We start from the raw sequence: 23,509 nt of genomic DNA, 5'->3' as shown, positions 1-23,509 counted from the left end.
ATTTTTATTAAAAGAAAGATAAAGTTATTTTAGTATAATTATTTAATGTTGTCGGTATGAAGAGGTAGGAGTTGTGTAAAGCTAGATGCAGGTGAGTTTATTTGTTGTTTACATCGAGGGTTCTTGAATAAGATAGAGTCTATAGGATGTAAGCGTATGTATATGTATAACGGATAAAACCTTATAAAATCTATGTTTTTTCTTTAGTGAAATAAAGTATAATTATAAAAATATAACCAACTTTTATTACTAGGTCATAAAAGTTGTTGACAATATAGAAATTCTATTGATATGATTCATCATGTGGAAAGGTTGATAGAGAGTAAAAAGAGAAATGTTTTTCATTGATAATAAAAGCGAAAAATAAGTGACGATAGAGTGAGTATATTTTCCTTATAATAGATGCTTTTTTAATTACCTAGTAAAATCAATCTGGAAGCAAGAATTGATATATGTAAGTTGCGCGAGGCGCGGCATAAGAAAGGGGCAAAAGGATGAAGGAGCTTCATACGTTTGGGTGGTATGCAGCACGTGTATCACCACATTTGCCAAAAAAAGCATTTAAACCAGTTCCTACTCGTTTATTTGGTGGACTGGCTTATTTGCTTGTGGCATTGGCGGGGTTAATATCGATTGGTGTATTTGAATTGAATGTGTGGGCGAATCTAGGAATTGCGATTGTTCTCGGATTATGTTTTGCTTCACTTGGGTTTTTAGGACATGAAATTTTACATGGAACTGTTGTAAGAAAGGCATGGCTTCGTGATTTCTTAGGCGCCATTGCATTTATGCCATTATCAACAGGCCCTAAACTTTGGAGAAAGTGGCATAATGCAACGCATCATGTTCATACGCAGCATGAAGAGAATGATCCAGATGCATGGCCGACACTTGAGAAGCTTAAGAAGAGTAAGTTTCTGAGTTGGGTGTATCGTATGCCTCTTCATGTACGTTCATTCTTTAGCTTTCTGTCATTAACAATTCAATTTACATTGCATTCGACTCGAATGTTCTTTCATTTTATAAAAGAATTTAAGTCATCTAATCAAAAATCGGTATGGCTTCAACTTCTTTTGCCTTGGACTGTTTGGATTAGTTTATTGTTTATTATGGGACCTGGAAAATGGTTGTTTGCATATGTGATTCCGTTGTTAATTGCTAACTTTATTGTAATGGCATATATCGCAACGAATCACCGCTTAAATCCAATTGTTCCAGTAAATGATCCGTTAGCAAACTGTTTATCAGTAACAGTGCCGCGCTGGGTAGACGTTTTACATTTCAATTTCTCATACCATACAGAACACCATCTGTTTCCTGCTATGAGCTCTAAATACTATCCGTTAGTAAAAGAGAAAATTAAAGAAATGTGGCCGGAACGTTATCATGAGATGCCGATGACAAAAGCTTTGGCAGCGCTATGGAATACACCACGTGTGTATTATCAAGGAAGTGAATTAGTGGATCCGCATAGAGAGCATTTCTATGGTTCTTTAGGAAATGGACTAGATCCTCATAATATTTCATATCGTGAGGAACATATAGAGGAAAAAGAGAGTATTAAAAAAGTAAATCAGTAAAATTAATATATTTTTATAGTAGAAAAAGCAAGCCATCTCAGGCTTGCTTTTTCTTATAAAGAGACCTCTTTTTTATTATTTGCACGAACTTGAACTGAATTTGTTTCTTTTCGCTGTAGTCGTTTTTCTAAAAGATTAACAAAATAAGTAAATACAAGAACAAGTACGAGGTAATATAAACCAACGATTATGTATGTATCTAATTGTTGGAAGTTACTTGCAGCAATTGATAAACCTGATCCCCATAATTCGGACAATCCTACATATGCAACGAGCGAAGAGTCCTTTAATCCAATAATAAACTGATTTCCTAAAGGAGGAAGAGATTGCCGAAATGCTTGCGGTAATACAATACGGCGCATCGCTAAAGGATACGGCATACCTAGAGAGCGAGCGGCTTCTAATTGCCCCCTATCGACAGATTGAATGGATCCACGGAAAATTTCAGTAATATATGCACCGTTATGGATCGCTAAAGCAATGGCTCCTGCCCAAAAAGGAGTGAAAACAATAATAGATGTAATACCGAAATAGAGAATGGCGATCTGAACAATTAAAGGTGTACCACGAATAATAGCGATGTATACATGAGCAATACTATTTAAAATCTTATTGTTAGAGATTCGAAAAAAAGCGAATAGTAATCCAATTAGTGAACCGAGTAATAGGGATGTTAGTGTTAATTGTAATGTGACAATAGTAGCCTTTAATAGTGTGGGATAAGTAGACATAAAAATTTCAAACATATGTGTCACCTCATATTGTATAGATTTTGGTAGAGAATGAAATACCCCACTGATTATTATCTCGCATCAATCGGGAGCTTTACTGCCCTAAATAGCGGGATAAAAAGTGGGGCATAATTTATGAAACCTTTGAATAGCTAATTTACTTCGTTTTTTCCTCTTCACCAAGAATATTACGTCCAAACCATTTTTTACTGATCTTTTCATACGTACCATCTTTAATGATTTCATCTAAAGCCTTATTTACTTTCTCAACCATTTCTTTATCATCTTTACGAATAGCAATTCCCATTTCATCAAGATTTAATGGTTTTCCAGCTTCTTTTATATTTGATTTACCTTCTTTAATCATGCGTAAACCAACCATTTGATCAGTGATTACTGCATCAATACGTCCAGGCTCTAAGTCCATAAGTGCAGTAATATCGCTATCATATTCTGTAATTTGATCTGTATGTTTTGCAACAAGATCTTTAAAGGTGCTAGCTTTTACAACACCAATTTTCTTACCTTTCAAATTTTCTGGAGAAGAGATAGATGTATTCTTTTTAGCTACGAAAATCTGGGCCCCAGAGCGATAATATGGATTTGAGAAACTAACAGCTTTTAATCGTTCTTCTGTAATGGCCATACTTCCTAATATCACATCATATTTTTTTGATTGTAGACCTTGAATTAGCGTTTCCCATGGATTTGTAATGGGAGTGGGTTTCATTCCCATCTTTTTTGCGAGAGCTTCACCAATTTCCACATCAAATCCGGCAAGCTTTCCGTCATTTTCTTTATAGTTAAAAGGTTTGTATAATCCACTCATCGCATAACGAAATTCTTTTTCACCATTTGAAGAAGTAGTAGCACTTTCCTTGCCACAGGCTCCTAGTATGAAGGATGTACATAATGTAATACTCGCAACAATGGTTAATAGTTTTCTTTTCATAAAACCCCTCCTATATATTGATCATACGGATGGTTTTAAGTATGTTATTGAGATATTTTTGTGCACCGTATGAATGTAGTTCTTTTCGTTTGAAACAGAAGTTACATTATAGAACGTTGCGTAAAAATTGTTTTGCGCGTTCATGTGATGGAGCTGAAAAGAATTGCGCTGGTGGAGCGTCCTCTACAATCTTTCCATCATCCATAAAAATGACGCGATCAGCTACATCTCTTGCGAAATTCATTTCATGAGTAACAATAACCATGGTCATTCCTTCTTCAGCAAGTTCTTTCATAACTTGCAATACTTCTCCAACAAGTTCAGGGTCTAAGGCTGAGGTAGGTTCATCAAATAGCATAATTTTAGGATTCATAGCAAGAGCTCGTGCAATGGCAATGCGCTGTTTTTGACCACCTGACAGGAGGTGGGGAGTTACATCTGCTTTATCTTGTAGGCCGACTTTTTGCAAAAGCTGATTTCCAATCTCCTTTGCATGTGCTGTTTCTAATTTTTTTACATGAATAGGTGCTTCTATGATGTTTTCTAGTGAGGTCATATGGGGAAAGAGGTTAAAGTGCTGAAAAACCATACCAACATTTTCACGGACTTTGTTTAAATTTGAATGCTTTGGATCAATTTGTTCACCTTGTAAGTGAATTTCACCTTCATCGTACATTTCTAAAAAGTTAAGACAGCGAAGTAATGTACTTTTACCGGAACCACTGGCACCAATTAAAACAACAACTTCTTTTTCTTGCACTTCTAAATCAATTCCTTTTAAAACATCAAGTGAGCCAAATGATTTTACTAGATTTCGAACCTGAATCATACAAAACCCCCAGTCAAAATATATTTTACAAATGTTGCCCCTTATTTCTGTTATTAGTCATAAATTGTCAGAATCCTTTATTTTTTTCGGGTGATTTGATATTCAAGGGAATAATGATTTTTAAAATCCCTATATCTTTCTATAACGAAAATATGGATAATAATATATAGGTAGTACTTATATTGCTTATAAAAAGGGGGAAAGAAGAGATGGAAAAAGAAAGGAAGACATTTTCCTTTGGCTTACGTACACAACTTATGCTATTCACTACAGTTTTAGCTTTTATTACATATTCAACAAGTATATTTTTTATTTACGTAATATACGATTATTTTCAAAGTCATGTAAGTCAAACTGTTTATAATATTATCGTTATGTTATTAGGTGTAGTATGGTCTGGGATTTTAGCGTATGGAGCAGCAATCTTTTTAATTAAACCACTTCGAAAGTTGGAGGAGGCGGCGAGAAAAGCGGCTGAAGGAGATATTCGTGAAGATGTTCCATTACCAAAAACAGATGATGAGATTAAATCTTTAAGTGTTGCATTTAATATGATGCTAGGAAACTTAAGGGGCATGGTAAAGAATATTGATACAACATTTTCGTATACAAACAATCAAGTACAGCAGATTAGAAAACAAACAGGCGAAGCAACGAAACAAGCACAAGGTGTTTCTGAGACACTTGCAGAGATTTCTTCTGGAGCTGAGCAATCGGCCGCTTCCATTCAGGCAATTGTGTCTGCCGTTGATACAACAACTTCTATTGCAAGTGAAGTAGAAGAGAAAGCGAAACAGTCTGATGAGTTGTCTTCAGAAATGGTTCAAGCTTTAGGGCATAGTACTCGTGTCTTTACTTCCTTAATTCAAGGTATTCAAACATTGGCAAAAGAAAATGAAGATTCAATGCAAAATGTACAGAAGTTAGAAGAACGAATGAAACAAGTAGAACATATTGTTTCTGTTGTGAGTGAGATTGCTAGTCAAACGAATTTATTAGCACTAAACGCTTCTATTGAGGCTGCTCGTGCTGGAGAACATGGAAGGGGCTTTGCAGTTGTAGCTGAAGAAGTACGTAAACTTGCCGATGAAAGCGATCATTCTGCAAGAAACATATCGCAGTTATTACGAAATATGAAAGATGAAGTACAACAAGTTGCAATGAAAATGACAGAACAAGTGAAAATAGCTAAAGAAGAGGCAAAACGTGGGGAAGCTACGGAATTAATTTTAAAAGAGATGTCATCAAGTGTTATGGAAGTGGCTGATGCAACGAAGCAAATTAGTAGTTATATGAATGAACAAGTGAGTCACATTCATCAAACAGGAGCACAAACAAAGGCTGTAGCAGCAATTGCTGAGGAAACATCAGCTGGTTCACAAGAAGTGGCACGTGTGACGTTGCAACAATCTAAAAATATGGTAGTAATCGATCAATTATTAAAGGATTTAGAGAAGCAAGCAGCGGACTTAAAACAAACAATTGAACGATTTTCAATGTAAAAAGGAAGAACAGTATTCTGTTCTTCCTTTTTTACGTATGAAAGGGTGGGATACTTTGTTGAAAATGAAAAACATTACAAGGATCATATATGGTTTTCACTTTACGCAATCTTTGAAAGTTAGGGCCATAATAACTAGTTTGCCAATTTTTAATGTCGATATCGGGCCAATTGACATAGTCACCTAGTGTATAAGGATCTAAGGTTTCTCGTAAATCTTTAACCCAGCGTATATTTTGATTTTCTTCATCATCGCATTTCCAAGAGGTAATGTATTCTTGCGCAATAATTGCTTTACGATGAAAATAAGCTGTTTCAGTAGGCGGAATATTTTCAACAGCACCTACGAGTGATTGGTGCCAAATACTCGCATCTTTATTTGGTGCATGAGAAAGAAAGTGTTGCATGATTTGAATTCCTTTAAGAGGGATAGGTTTATATACGTAGGAACCGGAGCGCTTAAAGTTTTCAGGGATATTACCACTGTTAAAAAATTCAACAGCCTTTATATAAGGAACTTCATCTATAAAGAGAGAGGGGGTACCAGTTTCAAGAAGAGGAGATAATAAGGCGTGGAGTTCAGAGGGGGAGCCAACAAATTCACCTTGTGCTTCAATTTTATTTTGTTGCTTTGCAAATAATTCAATTGATGAAGTGAGACGTTCGTCTATATAAGGCGCCCAGTTTTGCCAAGCTTGAAATGCAGCAATAAAATCTTCCCATTCCCATGTAATGGAGAAGATTGATACATTTTTTATAGGATGTACTCGAAAAGTTAAAGAAGTAACAATGCCGAAGTTTCCACCACCACCACCGCGGCACGCCCAAAACAAGTTCTGGTTCTCATGTTCGTTTGCGCGAATAATTTTTGCTCCAAATGTACCGCACGCTTGTACCATTTCAACTTCTACTAATTGATCACATGTTAATCCAAATAAGCGTGAAAGCATACCGATGCCACCACCAAGTGTTAATCCAACAATTCCAACACTTGCACTTGTACCGGCTGGTATTGTAACACCATATTTCCAAAGTTTTTTATAGACAGTGCCGAGATTTGACCCAGCCTCAAGTGTTGCGGTTAAATTTTTGGTATTAACAGTAATTTGATTCATTTCACTTACATCAATAATAAGTCCTCTATTTAAAAGAGAAAAATTTTCATAGCTATGACGTCCACTTCTTAAACGAAATGGTATATGACGTTCGCGTGCCCATTTTAAGGCGTTACAGACATCATTTTTATTTTGGCAAAAAACAATAATACAAGGGATTTTTGGAATACTTAAATTTAAATTCATTCGGGATACGTCATAGTCAGGATCTGAAGGAACAACGATACGACCTGTTAATTTTGTTTGTTTCAATTTATCACGCCTTTCTAAAATAAGCAGTGCTTTTTATTAATATATGAAATGCGTATGTAACGTGCGTGGACAAGAGTAGGTGAGGAATGAGTTTGCTTTTGTGAGAAATAAATAAAGCATAAGAATAAAGAATCTACATTGAGTTCAATGAAAACAGTTGCAAACTATTCATATTTTGTTATGATAGTGTTACGAAAACGTTTGCATAAATTTCCCGACGGGATGCAAAAGGAGAGAATGACTATGAATAAGACATGGTGGAAAGAAGCGGTTGCTTATCAAATTTATCCACGTAGCTTTATGGATTCAAATGGTGATGGTATTGGAGATTTACAAGGTATTATTGCAAAGCTGGACTATTTAAAAGATTTAGGTATAGATGTAATTTGGATTTGTCCAATGTATAAGTCACCTAATGATGATAATGGCTATGACATTAGTGATTATCAAGATATCATGGATGAGTTTGGTACGATGGAAGACTTTGATGCTTTACTAGATGAAGTTCATAAGCGTGATATGAAGCTTATTATTGATTTAGTTATTAATCATACGAGTGATGAACATCCATGGTTTATTGAATCTCGTTCATCTAAAGACAATCCGAAGCGTGATTGGTATATTTGGCATGATGGTAAAGATGGTGCGGAACCAAACAACTGGGAAAGTATTTTTAATGGTTCGGCATGGGAATATGATGAAGTAACAGGACAATATTATTTACATTTATTCTCGCGTAAACAACCAGACTTGAACTGGGAGAATAAAGAAGTTCGCGAAGTATTATACGATACAGTGAATTGGTGGCTTGATAAAGGAATTGATGGTTTCCGAGTGGATGCAATTAGCCATATTAAAAAAGAAGATGGTTTTAAGGATATGCCAAATCCAAAAGAACTAAAGTATGTACCATCTTTTGATAAGCATATGAATGTGGATGGTATTCAACCTTTATTAGAAGAGTTAAAAGAAAATACGTTTTCTAAGTACGATATTATGACTGTTGGTGAAGCGAATGGCGTTAAGATTGAAGATGCTGAGCTTTGGGTTGGAGAAGAGCAAGGTAAATTCAATATGGTATTCCAGTTTGAACATTTAAGCTTATGGGATGCAGAAAAGAAGAAAGACCTTGATGTTGTAGGGTTGAAAAAGGTATTAACAAAATGGCAAAAAGGGTTAGAAAATAAAGGGTGGAATGCTTTATATATCGAGAATCACGATAAACCACGTATCGTTTCAACGTGGGGAGATGATAAACAATATTGGCGTGAAAGTGCAACAGCTCTTGGAGCGATGTATTTCTTTATGCACGGTACACCGTTTATTTATCAAGGGCAAGAAATTGGTATGACAAATGTTCAATTCCCAAATATTGAAGATTACGATGATGTAGCAATTAAAAATTTATATCGAGAGAAAATTGCAGAGGGCGTATCACATCAAGAAATGATGGAGATTATATGGGCTTCTTGCCGCGATAATTCACGTACACCTATGCAGTGGAATGATGAGAAGAATGCTGGCTTCACAACAAGTGCACCTTGGTTTGGTATGAATCCAAACTACAAAGAAATTAATGTTGAAAAGCAGAAAAATGAAGAGAATTCTATTTTCAATTTCTATAAGAAAATGATTGCCGTGAAAAAAGAGCACGATGTACTGAACTACGGTACGTATGATTTACTTTTAGAAGATGATCCGCAAATTTATGCATATACTCGTACATTAAACGATGAAAAAATTGTTGTAATTAGCAATATCTCAAAAGAGGAAGCTGTGTACAATGAGAGTTCATTCGCACTAGAACGCAAACGTTTGCTTTTAAATAACTATGAAATTGTGGAACATGAACAAGTAACTACAATCACGTTAAAGCCTTATGAAACAAGGGTTTATCGCATTTCGTAATAAAAAAGGATGCTCTTAGAGCATCTTTTTTTATGAAAAAAAATAAATTTCTATTGCAATGTGAAAACGCTTTTATTAAAATAGATTTATGAAAACGGTTGCGTAAAGAGGAAAATGAAGTGACATAAGGAATCGTTTTCATAAGAAAAATAGAAATTATAATTTAAATCATTATGTTGTTATAAATAAAGGGGAGGAAGAACAGATGAAAATTACGTCTTTTGATTTTTGGCAAAAGTTCGGGAAAGCATTATTAGTTGTTGTAGCTGTAATGCCAGCAGCTGGTTTAATGATTTCTATCGGTAAGTTAATTGGGATGTCTGCTGGGGATATTAACGCAGTTCATACAATCGCTCGAGTAATGGAAGACATCGGTTGGGCAATTATTACAAATCTACACATCTTATTCGCAGTAGCAATTGGGGGATCTTGGGCGAAAGATCGCGCAGGTGGTGCATTTGCAGCGCTATTAGCATTCGTCTTAACAAACAGAATTACAGGAGCTATATTTGGCGTAAACGCTGAAATGTTAGCGGATTCAAAAGCAAAAGTTTCTTCAGTATTAGCAGGAGATTTAATTGTAAAAGATTACTTTACTTCTGTACTTGGTGCACCAGCATTAAACATGGGAGTTTTCGTAGGGATTATCACAGGTTTCTTAGGAGCTACTTTATATAACAAATATTATAACTATAACAAACTGCCACAGGCATTAGCATTCTTTAACGGAAAACGATTCGTACCATTCGTTGTGATTGTTTGGTCTACAGTCACTGCAATTGTATTATCACTTTTATGGCCATTCATCCAAAGTGGATTAAATGAATTCGGTCGCTGGATTGCAGCTTCAAAGGATAGTGCACCAGTTGTTGCACCATTTGTATATGGAACGTTAGAGCGTTTACTATTACCATTCGGTTTACACCATATGTTAACAATTCCGATGAACTACACAGAGCTAGGCGGAACATATACGATGTTAACTGGCTCAAAAGTTGGACAAATTGTAGCAGGACAAGATCCTTTATGGCTTGCATGGATTACAGACTTAAATAATTTACTAGCAAATGGAGATACAAAAGCATATAACGATTTATTAAATAACGTTGTACCAGCTCGTTTCAAAGCTGGACAAGTTATCGGTTCAACAGCAGCGTTAATGGGTATTGCTTTCGCGATGTTCCGTAATGTTGATAAAGAAAAACGTGCAAAATATAAACCAATGTTCTTATCAGCTGCATTAGCAGTATTCTTAACAGGTGTAACAGAACCAATTGAATTTATGTTCATGTTTATTGCTCCAGTATTATATGTTGTATATGCAATTACAACAGGACTTGCATTCGCGTTAGCAGATTTAATTAACTTACGTGTTCATGCATTCGGATTTATTGAGTTAATTACTCGTACACCGATGATGGTTAATGCAGGACTAACTAGAGATTTAATCAATTTTGTTATCGTTTCATTCGTATTCTTCGGTCTGAACTTTACATTATTCAATTTCTTAATTAAAAAGTTCAACTTACCAACACCAGGACGTGCAGGTAACTATATTGATAATGAAGATGAGTCATCAGAAGGAACAGGAAATGTACAAGATGGTTCATTAGCAACGAAAGTTATTGATCTATTAGGTGGAAAAGATAATATTGCAGATGTAGATGCTTGTATGACACGTTTACGTGTAACAGTAAAAGATTTAGACGTTGTTGCACCAGAAGCGCAGTGGAAACAAAATGGTGCTTTAGGACTGATCGTAAAAGATAAAGGTGTACAAGCAGTATATGGTCCGAAAGCTGACGTATTAAAGTCAGACATTCAAGATATGTTAGGTGCGTAATAAGATGAAATTGCTAACTTTAAACTGTCACTCTTGGCAAGAAGAGAATCAAATGGAAAAGATAAAATATCTTGCTAAAGTCATTCAAGAAGAAGAGTACGATGTCATCGCATTGCAAGAAGTAAGTCAGTCGATACAAGCTGAAAATGTATGCGGTAACAAGAAAGAAGATAATTTTGGGCTTTTACTATTAGCAGAGTTAAAAGCGTTACATGTAAAAGATTACAATATTACTTGGGATTTCTCTCATATTGGTTATGATGTGTATGAAGAAGGATTAGCGATTATAACGAAGCATAGTATTATAAAAGAAGATACGTTCTTTATATCAGAAAATAAGGATACAACGTATTGGAAAACACGTAAAATTGTAAGTACAACAATTGCTTATAATGGTAAGAACGTCACGTTTTACTCTTGCCACCTCGGTTGGTGGAATGATGAAGAAGAATCATTCCAAGATCAAGTTGAGCGTTTAATGGAGCGTGTAGATAGTAATGAACGATCCTTCTTAATGGGTGATTTTAATAATAACGCCCGTTTGCAAGGTGAAGGCTATGAATATATGATACAAAAAGGTTTGTACGACACATATGAACTAGCAATAGAGAAGGATGAAGGAACAACTGTCCAAGGTGAAATTGCTGGTTGGGATGAAAATAAACATAATTTGCGAATCGATCTAATATTGTGTAACCGAAGTGAAAAAGTTCGTTCTTCAAAAGTTATTTTTAATGGTATAAACCGAAAGGTAATTTCAGATCATTTCGGTGTGGAAGTACAAGTAGATATATAATAGAAGAAATCCTCACAGATGATGAAAAGCTGTGAGGATTTTTTTGAGGAATACAAGTATTTCCAAGAGAAAATACTTGTATTTTTTATGACATTTCCTATATATTTGTTATTATTGAATGTAAAACTAATTTGGTCATTTTGTATGCATACTTTTTTTACTTCGTTATATAATGAAGTAAGTGAAATATTTAATGGGAAAAATAGTGTGTTTTCGTTTAATCCACGATGTAGAAAGTGATATAATTGCAAAATGCATGTATCATTTTCTAAAGAAGGAAAAATATATAATTAGGTGATAACTTCTATGAAACAAATTTGGCGTATTTATAAGACAGATTTACGGAATGTAGCTAAACATTGGGCTGCAATTGTTATTGTTTTAGGATTAATGATTTTACCATCGTTATATGCATGGTTTAACATTAAAGCTTCTTGGGATCCTTATGGAAATACGAAAGGAATCCAGATTGCAGTTTCTAACCAAGATGTTGGATCAAATTTAAGAGGGAAAGATATTAACATCGGGAAAGAAATTGTAGATTCACTTAAGAAGGACAAAAATTTTGGGTGGAAGTTTGTTGATGAAAAGCAAGCGATTTATGGGGTAGAGCGTGGAGATTATTCTGCAAGTATTACTATTCCAAAGGATTTCTCTGAAAAGATTGCAACAGTCTTGAATGAAAATCCACAGAAACCAGAAATTGATTATTACGTAAATGAAAAGGTCAATGCCATTGCGCCGAAGATTACAGCTAAAGGTGCATCGGGGCTGACAGAAGAGATTAGTAAAAACTTTGTTAAAACAGCAAACGGCGAGATTTTTGAAATCTTCAACGATCTTGGAATCGATTTAGAAACTAACTTACCGAGTATCGAGAAAGTAAAAGACCTTGTATTTAAGTTAGAAGCGCAGTTCCCAGAAATGAATACATTGATGGATAAGGCGTTAGATGATGCGACTCGAGCAGAGGATATTGTGAAAGTGGCGCAGAAAGATTTACCTGTTGTAGAGAGTGTCATAAATGATGGACAGGAAGCGTTGGCGAATTTAGATAAGTTCTTTGCAAGACAAGATCAAACATTAAAAAATGCTCCAGGGAAGATAAGAAATGATTTAGTAGTAGCACAAGGTGTTATGGATAGTGCAGCTGCATTTACCGACTTTTTAATGAATCCAGGTGTTGATCTAAACATCCCTGATTTCTCTGGAATGAATGGCCTGCCTGAATTCCCTGCAAGACCAGACCTTTCTAAGTTGAATAGTGATGGTTATAAGGGGATAGCACAAAATATTAATCAAACAGTAAATAATGTTTTAAGCTCATCACGTGCAGGAACAGCTTATGGGAAAAGTGTTGTAAATGGATTGCAAAATGGTCAGTTTGATCCAGAGCAAGCAAAGAAAGATTTAAATGCAGTATCAGATCAACTGCAAGCTCGTACAGAAAATATTTCATATCTTATTAATATATTTACTGAACTTCAAAACTCAGCCACGACTGATTTTGGAAAAAGCTTCTTCCAAGGGCGAGTGGATCGCTTAACTAAGCTTAAAGGTAGTATGGAAAATGCAAATAACGGCATTAAAGATATTGTAAGTGTTATCGGTACAGGACAAGAAGTAAAGAAAGATGTAACAGATGTAGCAAATCAAAAGTTAGATGCAGCAAACTCATTAATTGATCAAGCGGAAAAAGATTACAATGAAACATTTGTAGCAGATTATAAAAAAGCAGTTAGCACAGTAGATCAAGCTAAAGCAGATGCAAATGAAATATATGATAATGCAAAAGCGGATTATGAGAAAGCAAAGAATAGTCTTGAAAGTACTAAATCTAGTGTCCAAAAAGCATTAGAGGATGTACAAAATAGAGGTGTTAATGGTTTAGAAGGTTCGAAGGAAGCCTTAAAAAGTTTAAATGGTCAATTCCAAGCTGGAATTGGTTTAATCGATGATATGATTCCAGTTCTAGAAAGTACAAATAAGGTTTTAGCAGATGTAAGTAGTGATAAAAACCTTAATAATGGAATTGCAAAATTAAATAAAGCAAAAAGTAGTCTGCAAAAAGGTGTAGATGCAACGAATAAGGGAATTACACTTCTTAACAATGGACAGAAACCTACAAAAGATGTAATTGAAAGTATTAACAACGCTGCGAAGGGCGGGTCAGCTCAATTAACAGATGTATTATCGACGTATGATTCAGAAATTGTACCTAATTTCAATACAGCAATTGCTCGTACAAAAGAGATGTCGAAAAATACAACTCAAATTTTAAATGATGCAGACAAAAAGCTTCCAGATGTTAAAAAGCTACTAGAAGATTCATCAAAAGGCTTAGTAGACGGTAGAAAGAAATTAGCAGACATTAAAGCTGACATGCCGGAGACTGAGAAAAAGATTAAAGACTTAGCAAATAAAATTCGTGATTTTGAATCAGAAGAGGATATAAAAGACATCATACGCTTATTGAAAAATGATGTTGAAAAGCAAAGTGATTACTTCGCGAATCCAGTAAATTTAAAAGAGAATAAGTTATTTGCAATGCCGAACTACGGTTCAGCGATGTCACCATTCTACACAGTGCTTGCATTATGGGTAGGCGCACTATTAATGGTTTCGTTATTAACGGTAGAAGTACATGAAGAGGGCGCGAATTATAAGAGCCATGAAATATACTTTGGACGTTTATTAACATTCTTAACGATAGGTCTTTCGCAAGCATTTATCGTATCGATGGGGGATATATTCTTACTCGGTACGTACGTAGTCGATAAATTCTGGTTTGTGTTATTTAGTTTATTTATTGGCGGAGTATTTGTTTGTATCGTGTACTCACTCGTTTCTATTTTCGGAAACGTTGGGAAATCGATGGCAATCATTTTACTTGTGCTTCAAGTAGCAGGATCGGGTGGTACGTTCCCAATTCAAATGACACCACCATTCTTCCAAGCAATTTATCCGTTCTTACCATTCACATATGCAATTAGTGCAATTCGTGAAACAGTAGGTGGCATGCTTTGGGATATAGTTATTAGAGATTTACTTGTATTAAGTGTGTTCGTAGTAGTCATCGTTATCGCTGCGTTATTATTGAAAACACCAATTAACAAATCGAGTGAAAAGTTTGTTGAGAACGCAAAAGGAAGTAAAATTATTCATTAATAAAAAAAGGTTCCTACCGATAGAGGTAGGAACCTTTTTGTTTAATCAAATTTTAATTTCTTTAATGCTTCTGCGAACGGGTTGTTTAATGGTTCTTCTTCTTTATTCTGTTGTTTCATATATTTTTGAACGTCGCGCTTATCAGCCTTGCTTCCAGATTCTTTTTTACGTCTCTCCTGGAATGTCGATAATTTCTCGCGATAGCCACATTTACATGCGAAAATTTGGCCAGCGCCTTCACCACGTAATTCTAACTTCTTCTTACATTGTGGGCAACGAGCGTTTGTTGTACGAGATACATTTTTACGATGACCACATTCACGGTCTTGGCAAACGAGCATTTTTCCTTTTTTGCCGTTTACCTCCAGCATTGGTTTACCACAGTCTGGACAAGACTTCGTTGAAATGTTGTCATGTTTATATTTTTTATCACTCGATTTAATTTCAGAAACAATTTCTTTCGTATAGTTCTTCATTTCTGAAATGAATACTTCTTTTTTCAGTTTACCCTTCGCAATTGCTTCGAGCTTTTGTTCCCAATCACCAGTTAGCGTAGGTGATTTTAACTCTTCTGGCACTAAATCGAGTAACTGACGACCTTTTGAAGTAATGTGAATATCTTTACCACGTTTTTCAAGTAAGAATGAATTGAATAGCTTGTCGATAATATCAGCTCGTGTCGCTACAGTACCTAATCCACCAGTTGATTTTAACGTATCAGCAAGTTGTTTATTTTGCGTATCCATATATTTTGTAGGATTCTCCATTGCTGAAAGTAAAGTCGCCTCGTTAAAACGTGCAGGTGCTTTTGTTTGACCTGATGTTTGCATAATTAACTTCACAGTTAATGTATCGCCTTTTTCAATGTGAGGTAGAAGTTGCTCTTTTACGTCATCGGTTACATCATCATCTTCAAAGCGATTTTCATATACTTCCTTCCAGCCGGCATGTAGAATAGTTTTTCCGCGTGCGATGAACGTTTCATTACCAACTTTTGTGCGTAGCGTTAGTTGTTCGTATTCGAATGCTGGGAATAAAACGGCTAAGAAACGTTTTACAACTAAATCATAAATTTTACGTTCTTTATCTGTGAAGGCCGAGAAGTTAACGTATCCTTCTGTTGGAATAATTGCGTGATGATCACTTACTTTACTATCATCAACAAATGACTTATTAGACTTGATAGGCTTTTGTAATACTTTATGTGCTAAAGGACGGTACTCTCCAACGCCACATGCTTTTAGACGTTCTGGGAGTGTTCCAACGATATCAGATGAAATATAGCGTGAATCTGTACGAGGGTACGTTAGCACTTTATGTTGCTCATACAATTTCTGCATAATGTTTAATGTTTCTTTCGCAGAATAACCGAACTTTTTATTTGCATCACGTTGCAATTCAGTTAGATCGTAAAGACCAGGAGAGAATGACTTCTTCTGTTTTTTATCAATTTCTACAACAGTAGCATTATGTTTATCTAAACCTTTTACAATACCATCGATTTTTTCTTTATTAAAACTGCGACTATTGCCGTTTGCATCTTGCCAAGTTAGTTTTAACTGATTCGTTGTTTGAGCTTCGATGCCGTAGTAAGTTTGAGCTTTGAAGTTCTTTATTTCATCTTCACGATTAGCGATCATAGCGACAGTAGGTGTTTGAACACGGCCGCAATTCAGCTGGGCATTAAAGCGAGTCGTTAAAGCTCGAGTCGCGTTAAGACCGATATACCAGTCAGCTTCTGAACGTGCAACTGCAGAAGCGTATAAATTGTCATATGCTTTACCTGGTTTTAAATTAGCGAAGCCATCTTTAATTGCTTTATCAGTAACGGATGAAATCCATAGACGTTTGATTGGTTTGTTAACTCGAACCTTATCAATAATCCAGCGAGCGACTAACTCTCCTTCACGTCCAGCATCTGTTGCTACAATAATTTCAGTTACATCTTTTCTAAGAAGCTGACTTTTTACAGCATTAAATTGTTTCCCTGTTTGTTTAATCACCGTTAATTTCAAACGCTCTGGTAGCATCGGTAAATCTTCTAAATTCCACTTTTTATATTTCACATCATAGCTTTCTGGATCTGCTAATGTAACGAGATGACCTAAAGCCCAAGTTACAATATATTTACTACCTTCAAGGTAGCCGTTTCCTTTTTTATCGCACTTCAGTACGCGAGCAATATCACGTGCAACGGAAGGCTTTTCAGCGATTACAACGCTTTTTGACATATTTAAAACATCCTTTCAAATTTCCATACGTTAACTATAGCATACATCTTCTTGAGATTCAGTTTCGCTCCAGATTTGAACGTTTTTTAGTGGGATAACATCTGTTTGAAAGTGAATGATGGCGACAGAACATAATATGCACCATGATGAGACTATGAGAAATAGATACTTATTTATTATACGTATTGTTTTATTAGTTGCTTCTATATTAAATAGAAAAGTAAAGAACTTGTTATTTTACTAGAATAAGAGTAGACTTTGAAGTAGAAGAATACTAAACACATGGGAGTTTGTGGATGCAAACTGAGAGTATGACTAATCCGTCATTGACCATTTGAACCTGTTGGATAATGCCAGCGTAGGGAGAGTGTAAAAGCACATGTTCAGGCACTTTGCGTACGCGCAAAGTGTCTTTTTGTGTATCTCCCATCACTATAGTTAGGGGATGAGAATGATGAATATAAAAGAAATTAGTAAAGTAGTGGATTTGGTGAGAGAATCTAATCCGCTCGTTCATAATATTACAAATGTCGTTGTAACAAATTTTACAGCTAACGGTTTGTTAGCGTTAGGGGCATCGCCTGTAATGGCGTATGCAAAAGAAGAAGTAGCAGAAATGGCTAGCATTGCTGGAGCGTTAGTATTAAATATGGGGACACTTCGCCCTGAAGAAGTAGAAGCAATGTTACTTGCAGGTAAATCAGCAAATGTGAACAATGTACCAGTACTGTTTGATCCAGTTGGTGCAGGAGCAACATCGTATCGAACAGAAGTTGCGAGACATATTCCAGCTGAAATCGAGTTAGCGATTATTCGCGGAAATGCAGCTGAAATAGCGAATGTTATTAATGAGAGATGGGAAATTAAAGGAGTAGACGCTGGTGCTGGAAATGGTAATGTCGTAAGTATTGCAAAGCAGGCAGCAGACGAATTGAATACAGTTGCGGTAATTACTGGAAAAGAAGATGTTGTTACAGATGGAGAGCGAACTATTCTTATTCAAAATGGTCACCCTATTTTAACGAAAGTTACAGGTACTGGTTGTTTACTAACTTCTGTAATAGGAGCATTTGTAGCGATAGAAAAGGATTATGTAAAGGCAGCGGTAGCCGCATTAACATTTTATGGTGTAGCTGCGGAACTAGCAGCTGCCAAGACAGTGGAAAAGGGACCGGGTAGTTTCCAAATTGAATTTTTAAATCAGTTAGCGAATACCACTTCAGGTGATATTGAGAAGTATGGGAAGATTGAGATTATATAGTAAGGAGGGGAACTAGATGTCGCGGATTACAAAGGCTGAAATGTCTAGGTTATTATCAGTATATTTTATTATGGGAAGTAACAATTGTACGAAGGAGCCACTACGAGTATTGAGAGATGCACTTGAAGGCGGTATAACAATTTTTCAATTTCGTGAAAAGGGGGAAGGCGCTTTAACGGGAGAGAAACGCATTTGTTTCGCAAAAGAACTACAAGCAATTTGTAAGGAGTACGGTGTACCATTCATCGTAAATGATGATGTGGAACTAGCTCTCGAGTTAGATGCAGATGGCGTGCATGTTGGACAAGATGATGAAGGAATTACTTCTGTTCGTGAAAAAATGGGGGATAAAATTGTTGGTGTATCTACACATACAATTGAAGAAGCACGTTGGGCAATTGAAAACGGAGCTGATTATTTAGGTGTTGGCCCTATTTTCCCAACGAGTACGAAAAAAGATACGAAAGCTGTGCAAGGAACGAAATGTTTAGCTCATTTTAGAGAGCAAGGAATTACAATACCGATCGTCGGAATTGGTGGTATTACAATTGAAAATACAGCTTCAGTTATAGAAGCAGGTGCGGACGGTGTTTCCGTTATTTCCGCGATTAGTTTAGCAGAATCTGCGTATGAAAGTACGAAGAAGCTAGTAGAGGAAGTAAGTAACAGTTTGTAGAAGAAGGCTATGTAGTATTAAAAGGCTACATAGCTTTTTATTTTTTTCTGATATTGATATTTAGAAAAAGGGAGATGATTGTTTGAAACGTAAACAGTTTGTAGAGTTGCAAAATGAATTATTTCGTTTATTCGAACAAGGAGACTTTGATGTTATTTATAGATACATAGATAAAGCGAAAAGAGAGTTCCCTGAAAGGATGGATAAAACTAGCTTTTGGGAAGCGTGTGTACTTTCGATAGAAGGGAAGTATGAAGAAGCAATTGTTAGTTTAAATGAAGCTTTAGAAAAGGGGATTTGGTGGAATCCACATACACTTATGCAGGATGAAGATTTAAAGGAATTACGAGAGAATGAAGCTTTTAAAATGATAGTGAAAAAGTGTGAAGAAATCTTTAAGAAACAGCAGCTAACAGCCGACCCGAAATTATTTACTTATGGAAATGAAGAGGCGAAGACAGGACTATTTTCTTTACATTGGAGAGGATCAAACATAAATGATTTTGCACCGTATTGGTATGGAGAAGAAATATTACGTGAGTATATGTTAGGTTTTTCTCAATCCTCACAAGTACATGGAATGAATTCTTATAGCTGGGATAATCATGATATAGCTATAAAAGATATTATGAAAAGTTTTAATGATTTTATGGGTAAATATGACTTGGAAGACACCATCCTTGCGGGAGCTTCTCAAGGGGGGAATATAGCGATAGAGTTAGCGTTAAAGAATATGTTAGAGACTCAAAAATTTATTGCAGCTATACCCGCTATTCGAGATGTTGAGGCAATTGAAAGTATAGTCGTATCAAATGATATAACGAATGTAGAAGGATATATTGTTACGGGAGATAAAGATCCGTTTTACGAAAACACGCTTCAATTAATGTCGATGTTCGAGAAATATAATGTGAACTGTAAATTAATTGTGAGAGAAGGTTTGGGTCATCTTTTCCCAGCGGACTTCACACAAATATTAAAGAACATAATGGCAGAATGGACAGTTAAAAATATTTAAACAAACGTTTGATTAAAAAAGCACAAACCCTTTAAAACTTTGGGTTTGTGCTTGTTCTTTAAAACATAATTGAAATTAAGAGCATTCCAATTCCGATAGAAGTGAATGTTGCGATTAGGCCTGGAATCATAAAGCTATGATTTAAAACATATTTACCAATGCCAGTTGTACCAGTGCGATCAAAGTTAATGGCAGCAACGATTGTTCCATAGTTTGGAATGAAGAAGTATCCATTTACTGCAGGGAACATCGCGATTAGTAGTGCTGGTGGAATACCGAGTGATAATCCAAGAGGCATTAAAGCGCGTACTGTTGCTGCTTGACTATATAGTAAAATAGATAGAATGAATAATGCGATGGCAAATAGCCATGGTGCACTTGTTACTAGGTGCTGAATTGATCCTTGAATCATATTTAAGTTTCCGTTAAAGAAAGTATCTCCCATCCAAGCGATCCCGAAAATAGCAACAACTGCTGTTGCCCCCGCTTTAAAGACGTTACCAGACACGATGCTTTCTACATTTGGTTTACAGAAAATAATAATAAGAGCTGCGATCGTTAACATAACCATTTCAATTGTGTTTGGCATGGAAAGACGGGCTAACTTCCCATCAACTATCCATCCTGGACGAAGTGCTTCAAATGAACCGAGAAGTACGACAAGAAAAGTTCCTACTAGGAAAAGGATAACTGATAATTTAGCTCCTTTTACACCAACAAATTCTTTTTTCTCTTCAATCTTAGGAATCATTCCTTCTTTTAATCGTTTTAAGTATTCAGGGTCTTCATTTAATTCTTTCCCCATTTTGCTAGCAACAAATGCAGCTACCATACAAGCGATGAAAGTAGAAGGGATACTTACTTTTAAAATATCTAATAAAGTGATTTTATAGTCAGCTAGCATTGCTAAAAGTGCAACTGTTGCAGCTGATATAGGACTAGCTGTAATTGCTTGTTGGGAAGCGATTACGGCAATTGACATTGGTCGTTCCGGTCTAATACCAGATTCGCGAGAGACTTCTGCGATAACAGGAAGTACAGAATAAGCAACGTGACCAGTTCCTGCGCAGAGTGTAAATAAATAAGTAACAATTGGAGCAAAGAATGTAATGCGCTTTGGATTTTTTCGTAATGCTTTCTCAGCCAGATGAACAAGGTAGTCCATTCCTCCAGCGGCTTGCAGTGCACCGGCAGCTGTAATTACTGCTAAAATCATAAGCATTACATCAATAGGCGGAGCTGTAGGTTGTAAGTGGAAGACGAAAACAAGTATTGCCATACCAACGCCACCCATTACTCCTAGACCAACTCCGCCTAGGCGTGCGCCAATAAAAATGCAGAGTAGTAACGTAAGAAATTGTAGCCAAAACATGATAAACTACCTCCGAAATTCATTAGTTAAGATATATTCGAATAATTTAATTTAAATGAAAATTAAAATAAATACTCAAAACAATCCTTGTGTTATATACATTTTTTATTATATAACACAAGAAATGTAACATTCACGTAGTTTGTTAAATTATTTCGAAAAAATAATACATTAAAACTTTACATTTGCATCTCTAAATAGGTAGACATTTTAATTTTTATGTTGTAATCTTTTGTAGAGAATAATTTAATTCTCATAGAACTCCCATATCGTTCAACTCGTTCAGCGAGAAAGGCAAACTGATGGAAACATTAGGACGCAAAACTGCAGGAGCTAAGGCCGAAAGGCTACGCTAGCCAGTTACCGGACGGATAGGGTTGGTCTTGACCAATGCTCTTTTCATTGGTCTTTTTTTTATTTGTAAACAAATGAGAACTGTTATCAGTTGCTGGTAAGGTTTATATTTTAATAGTTTTCCTTTATATTAAGTTAATTAAGAAAGGTGATGTTGATGAAAAAATATTGGCACAAGCTATCATTTCTTCAAAAGAATGTATTGTTAACTGTGTTAGTTATTTTGACGCTTGTTGGTACTATGGGAGCGTTAAGTTTTAACATGTTTCAAAATAGCATGATGTCTATATTTGAAAGGCATTCTTTTGAAACAGGAGATACGGTATTACATAAATTAGACGAAGAAATAGTGAGAGATGTTACAAAAGATCCAGTGGCACAAAGAGAAAAGAGAGAGAAGTTAACAGAGAAATTAGATGAAGCAACGGAAGAGTTGAATAGTGTTGGACAAACCTATATTGTTGGAGCAAAAGAAAATGAAAAAGGTGAATTACTAATCGTTGATTTGTCTACAGGGTTAGCAAATGTTGTTGAAGTAAGGCCGGGAGAATATTATAAACAACCAGATCTTTGGATGAAAGCATATGATAAAGTAATGAGCACGAAAAAAGCAAATATGACAGAAGTATATGAAGACGCATTAGGAACGTGGGTAACGATATTAGAGCCAATTAAAGATGGAGAAGATAATATTGTGGCACTTGTTGCAGCTGATGTAGATGCCTCTATTGTTCCTAGTACAAAGGAAAAGTTCATTATACAAGGTTTAATGTTTATTTGCATTTCTGTTTTAATTGCAACTTTTATTCAATTCTTAATTGTACGTAACGCACTTGCTCCATTGCGAGATTTACGTGAAGGATTGCGCAAAGTCGGTGAAGGTGATTTAAGTATTAAATTAGAGGAAAGGCCAGATGATATAGGTATTATTAATGCGTATTTTAATAGTACCATCGAGAAGTTTAAAGGAATTATAGATAAAGTGAAGCAGACAGCAGAACAGGTTTCCTCATCTTCACAAGAATTGTCAGTGAGTACGAAAGAGAATAGCATGGCAGTCCAAGGAATCGTAAGTTCTATGGTTGAGTTAAGAGCTGGCGCTCAGTCACAAGAAACTTCAGGACCAAAGTATTTAGGTATTGTATATGAAATGGAAGATAAGATGGAAGAGATAAATAATGCTGCAAAACAAATGGCGAAAGAGTCTGAAGGTATGGAGCATCAATCGGTAAAAGGAAATGGTGTTATTGAACAGACGATTAATCAAATGAACATAATACAAAATGCAGTACAAGATTTATCTTCTACTATTTATTCTTTGGAAACAAGATCAAAAGAAATTAGTGATATTGTAACAGTAATTACCGGTATTTCAAATCAAACCAATTCGCTAGCTTTAAATGCTTTTATTGAAGCTTCACGTGCTGAGGAAACCGGAAATGGATTTGTCGTTGTTGCAGATGAAGTGCGTAAATTAGCAGAGCAGACGGAAGTATCAGCAAAAGATATAGCGAAATTAATAGGGGAAACACAAGTTGAAACGGAAGAAGCTGTTGTTTCAATGCAAAATACTTTAAAAGAAGTAGAATCTGGAATGAAACTTGTTGAAAGTAGTGGTGCTTTCTTTGGGGAAATTTCAAAATCAGCACAATCTGTTACAAATCAAGTTAGAGTTGTTTCTAGCAATTCAAGTGATATATTGCAAAATAGCCAAAATATTGTTCGTGTTGTAAATGAACTATCGCTTATCGCAAATACGTATGCGAATAGTAGTAGTAATGTTGAAGAAAGTATGAAAGAACAGGAAATGTCTGTACAAGATATTGCTGAATTAGCCAGTTCTTTAAGCTGGCTTTCACAGGAGTTACAAGAGTTAATTGGGGAATTCAAAAGTTAAATGAAGTGATTATATGTGCTTTTGT

At 35.6% G+C, this 23,509-nt stretch carries 16 protein-coding genes, 1 pseudogene and 2 riboswitches; of the genes and pseudogenes, 11 read left to right on the top strand and 6 right to left on the bottom strand.

The window, feature by feature from the left end:
• Nucleotides 1-494: 494 nt before the first annotated feature.
• Nucleotides 495-1,580 (top strand): Delta(10) desaturase DesB, encoded by a 1,086-nt coding sequence (gene desB / locus QCI44_RS26230; protein WP_016089496.1) that lies wholly within the window; start codon nt 495-497, stop codon nt 1,578-1,580.
• 53 nt (nt 1,581-1,633) lie between these two features.
• On the opposite strand, the gene QCI44_RS26225 is transcribed toward desB, so the two are convergent.
• The 3 genes from QCI44_RS26225 to QCI44_RS26215 form a co-directional block, all read right to left on the bottom strand.
• A complete protein-coding gene (locus QCI44_RS26225) occupies nt 1,634-2,326 on the bottom strand; it encodes an amino acid ABC transporter permease (RefSeq protein WP_016089495.1) in 693 nt (230 codons plus the stop codon).
• Nucleotides 2,327-2,468: 142 nt separating this feature from the next.
• Nucleotides 2,469-3,263 (bottom strand): ABC transporter substrate-binding protein, encoded by a 795-nt coding sequence (locus tag QCI44_RS26220; protein ID WP_016089494.1) that lies wholly within the window; start codon nt 3,261-3,263, stop codon nt 2,469-2,471.
• 106 nt (nt 3,264-3,369) lie between these two features.
• Nucleotides 3,370-4,092, bottom strand: a complete 723-nt coding sequence (locus QCI44_RS26215) for an amino acid ABC transporter ATP-binding protein (protein WP_016089493.1) — start codon at nt 4,090-4,092, stop codon at nt 3,370-3,372.
• Nucleotides 4,093-4,301: 209 nt separating this feature from the next.
• Between QCI44_RS26215 and QCI44_RS30675 the strand changes: the two are divergent.
• A pseudogene (locus tag QCI44_RS30675) lies at nt 4,302-4,652 on the top strand (HAMP domain-containing protein); the annotation flags it as partial.
• Nucleotides 4,644-5,594: a methyl-accepting chemotaxis protein gene (locus QCI44_RS26210; protein WP_445423431.1), complete on the top strand. Its 951-nt coding sequence runs from the start codon at nt 4,644-4,646 to the stop codon at nt 5,592-5,594. The pseudogene QCI44_RS30675 and the gene QCI44_RS26210, both read left to right, overlap by 9 nt.
• A gap of 31 nt (nt 5,595-5,625) precedes the next feature.
• On the opposite strand, the gene QCI44_RS26205 is transcribed toward QCI44_RS26210, so the two are convergent.
• Nucleotides 5,626-6,960 carry an FAD-binding oxidoreductase gene (locus tag QCI44_RS26205; RefSeq protein ID WP_088083181.1) on the bottom strand — a complete coding sequence of 445 codons (1,335 nt, stop codon included), beginning with the start codon at nt 6,958-6,960 and terminating at the stop codon, nt 5,626-5,628.
• Nucleotides 6,961-7,203: 243 nt separating this feature from the next.
• Here QCI44_RS26205 and QCI44_RS26200 point away from each other — a divergent pair, with 243 nt between their 5' ends.
• The 4 genes from QCI44_RS26200 to QCI44_RS26185 all read left to right on the top strand — a co-directional run bounded on the left by QCI44_RS26200 (nt 7,204) and on the right by QCI44_RS26185 (nt 14,675).
• Complete coding sequence (locus QCI44_RS26200; protein WP_088083182.1) at nt 7,204-8,868, top strand: glycoside hydrolase family 13 protein; 1,665 nt, start codon at nt 7,204-7,206, stop codon at nt 8,866-8,868.
• Nucleotides 8,869-9,073: 205 nt separating this feature from the next.
• A complete protein-coding gene (locus QCI44_RS26195) occupies nt 9,074-10,711 on the top strand; it encodes a PTS transporter subunit IIBC (protein WP_016089489.1) in 1,638 nt (545 codons plus the stop codon).
• Between the two features lie 4 nt (nt 10,712-10,715).
• On the top strand, nt 10,716-11,507 hold the full coding sequence (locus QCI44_RS26190) for an endonuclease/exonuclease/phosphatase family protein (RefSeq protein ID WP_098986123.1): 792 nt from the start codon (nt 10,716-10,718) through the stop codon (nt 11,505-11,507).
• Between the two features lie 306 nt (nt 11,508-11,813).
• Complete coding sequence (locus QCI44_RS26185; protein WP_098986122.1) at nt 11,814-14,675, top strand: YhgE/Pip domain-containing protein; 2,862 nt, start codon at nt 11,814-11,816, stop codon at nt 14,673-14,675.
• Nucleotides 14,676-14,716: 41 nt separating this feature from the next.
• Here QCI44_RS26185 and topB read toward each other — a convergent pair whose 3' ends face one another.
• Nucleotides 14,717-16,906 carry a DNA topoisomerase III gene (gene topB, locus QCI44_RS26180; RefSeq protein ID WP_016089486.1) on the bottom strand — a complete coding sequence of 730 codons (2,190 nt, stop codon included), beginning with the start codon at nt 16,904-16,906 and terminating at the stop codon, nt 14,717-14,719.
• Nucleotides 16,907-17,178: 272 nt separating this feature from the next.
• Nucleotides 17,179-17,288: riboswitch (TPP riboswitch) on the top strand.
• Nucleotides 17,289-17,360: 72 nt separating this feature from the next.
• Here topB and thiM point away from each other — a divergent pair.
• From thiM to QCI44_RS26165, 3 genes are all read left to right on the top strand, one after another.
• On the top strand, nt 17,361-18,167 hold the full coding sequence (thiM, locus tag QCI44_RS26175; protein ID WP_033659616.1) for a hydroxyethylthiazole kinase: 807 nt from the start codon (nt 17,361-17,363) through the stop codon (nt 18,165-18,167).
• Between the two features lie 16 nt (nt 18,168-18,183).
• A complete protein-coding gene (gene thiE, locus QCI44_RS26170) occupies nt 18,184-18,843 on the top strand; it encodes a thiamine phosphate synthase (protein ID WP_016089484.1) in 660 nt (219 codons plus the stop codon).
• An 82-nt stretch (nt 18,844-18,925) separates the two neighbouring features.
• Nucleotides 18,926-19,861, top strand: a complete 936-nt coding sequence (locus tag QCI44_RS26165; RefSeq protein WP_016089483.1) for an alpha/beta hydrolase — start codon at nt 18,926-18,928, stop codon at nt 19,859-19,861.
• 58 nt (nt 19,862-19,919) lie between these two features.
• Here the strand turns inward: QCI44_RS26165 and QCI44_RS26160 are convergent, their stop codons facing one another.
• Nucleotides 19,920-21,233, bottom strand: coding sequence for an anaerobic C4-dicarboxylate transporter family protein (locus QCI44_RS26160; RefSeq protein ID WP_000498715.1), 1,314 nt, complete (start codon nt 21,231-21,233; stop codon nt 19,920-19,922).
• A 283-nt stretch (nt 21,234-21,516) separates the two neighbouring features.
• Nucleotides 21,517-21,601: riboswitch (cyclic di-GMP riboswitch) on the top strand.
• 143 nt (nt 21,602-21,744) lie between these two features.
• Between QCI44_RS26160 and QCI44_RS26155 the strand changes: the two genes are divergently transcribed.
• A complete protein-coding gene (locus tag QCI44_RS26155; protein WP_016089482.1) occupies nt 21,745-23,484 on the top strand; it encodes a methyl-accepting chemotaxis protein in 1,740 nt (579 codons plus the stop codon).
• Nucleotides 23,485-23,509: the final 25 nt, after the last annotated feature.

Source organism: Bacillus cereus group sp. RP37 (genome assembly GCF_040459695.1).
GTDB lineage: Bacteria > Bacillota > Bacilli > Bacillales > Bacillaceae_G > Bacillus_A.
The sequence above is the reverse complement of the archived record's forward strand: the minus strand, read 5'-3'. Positions and strand labels throughout refer to the sequence as shown.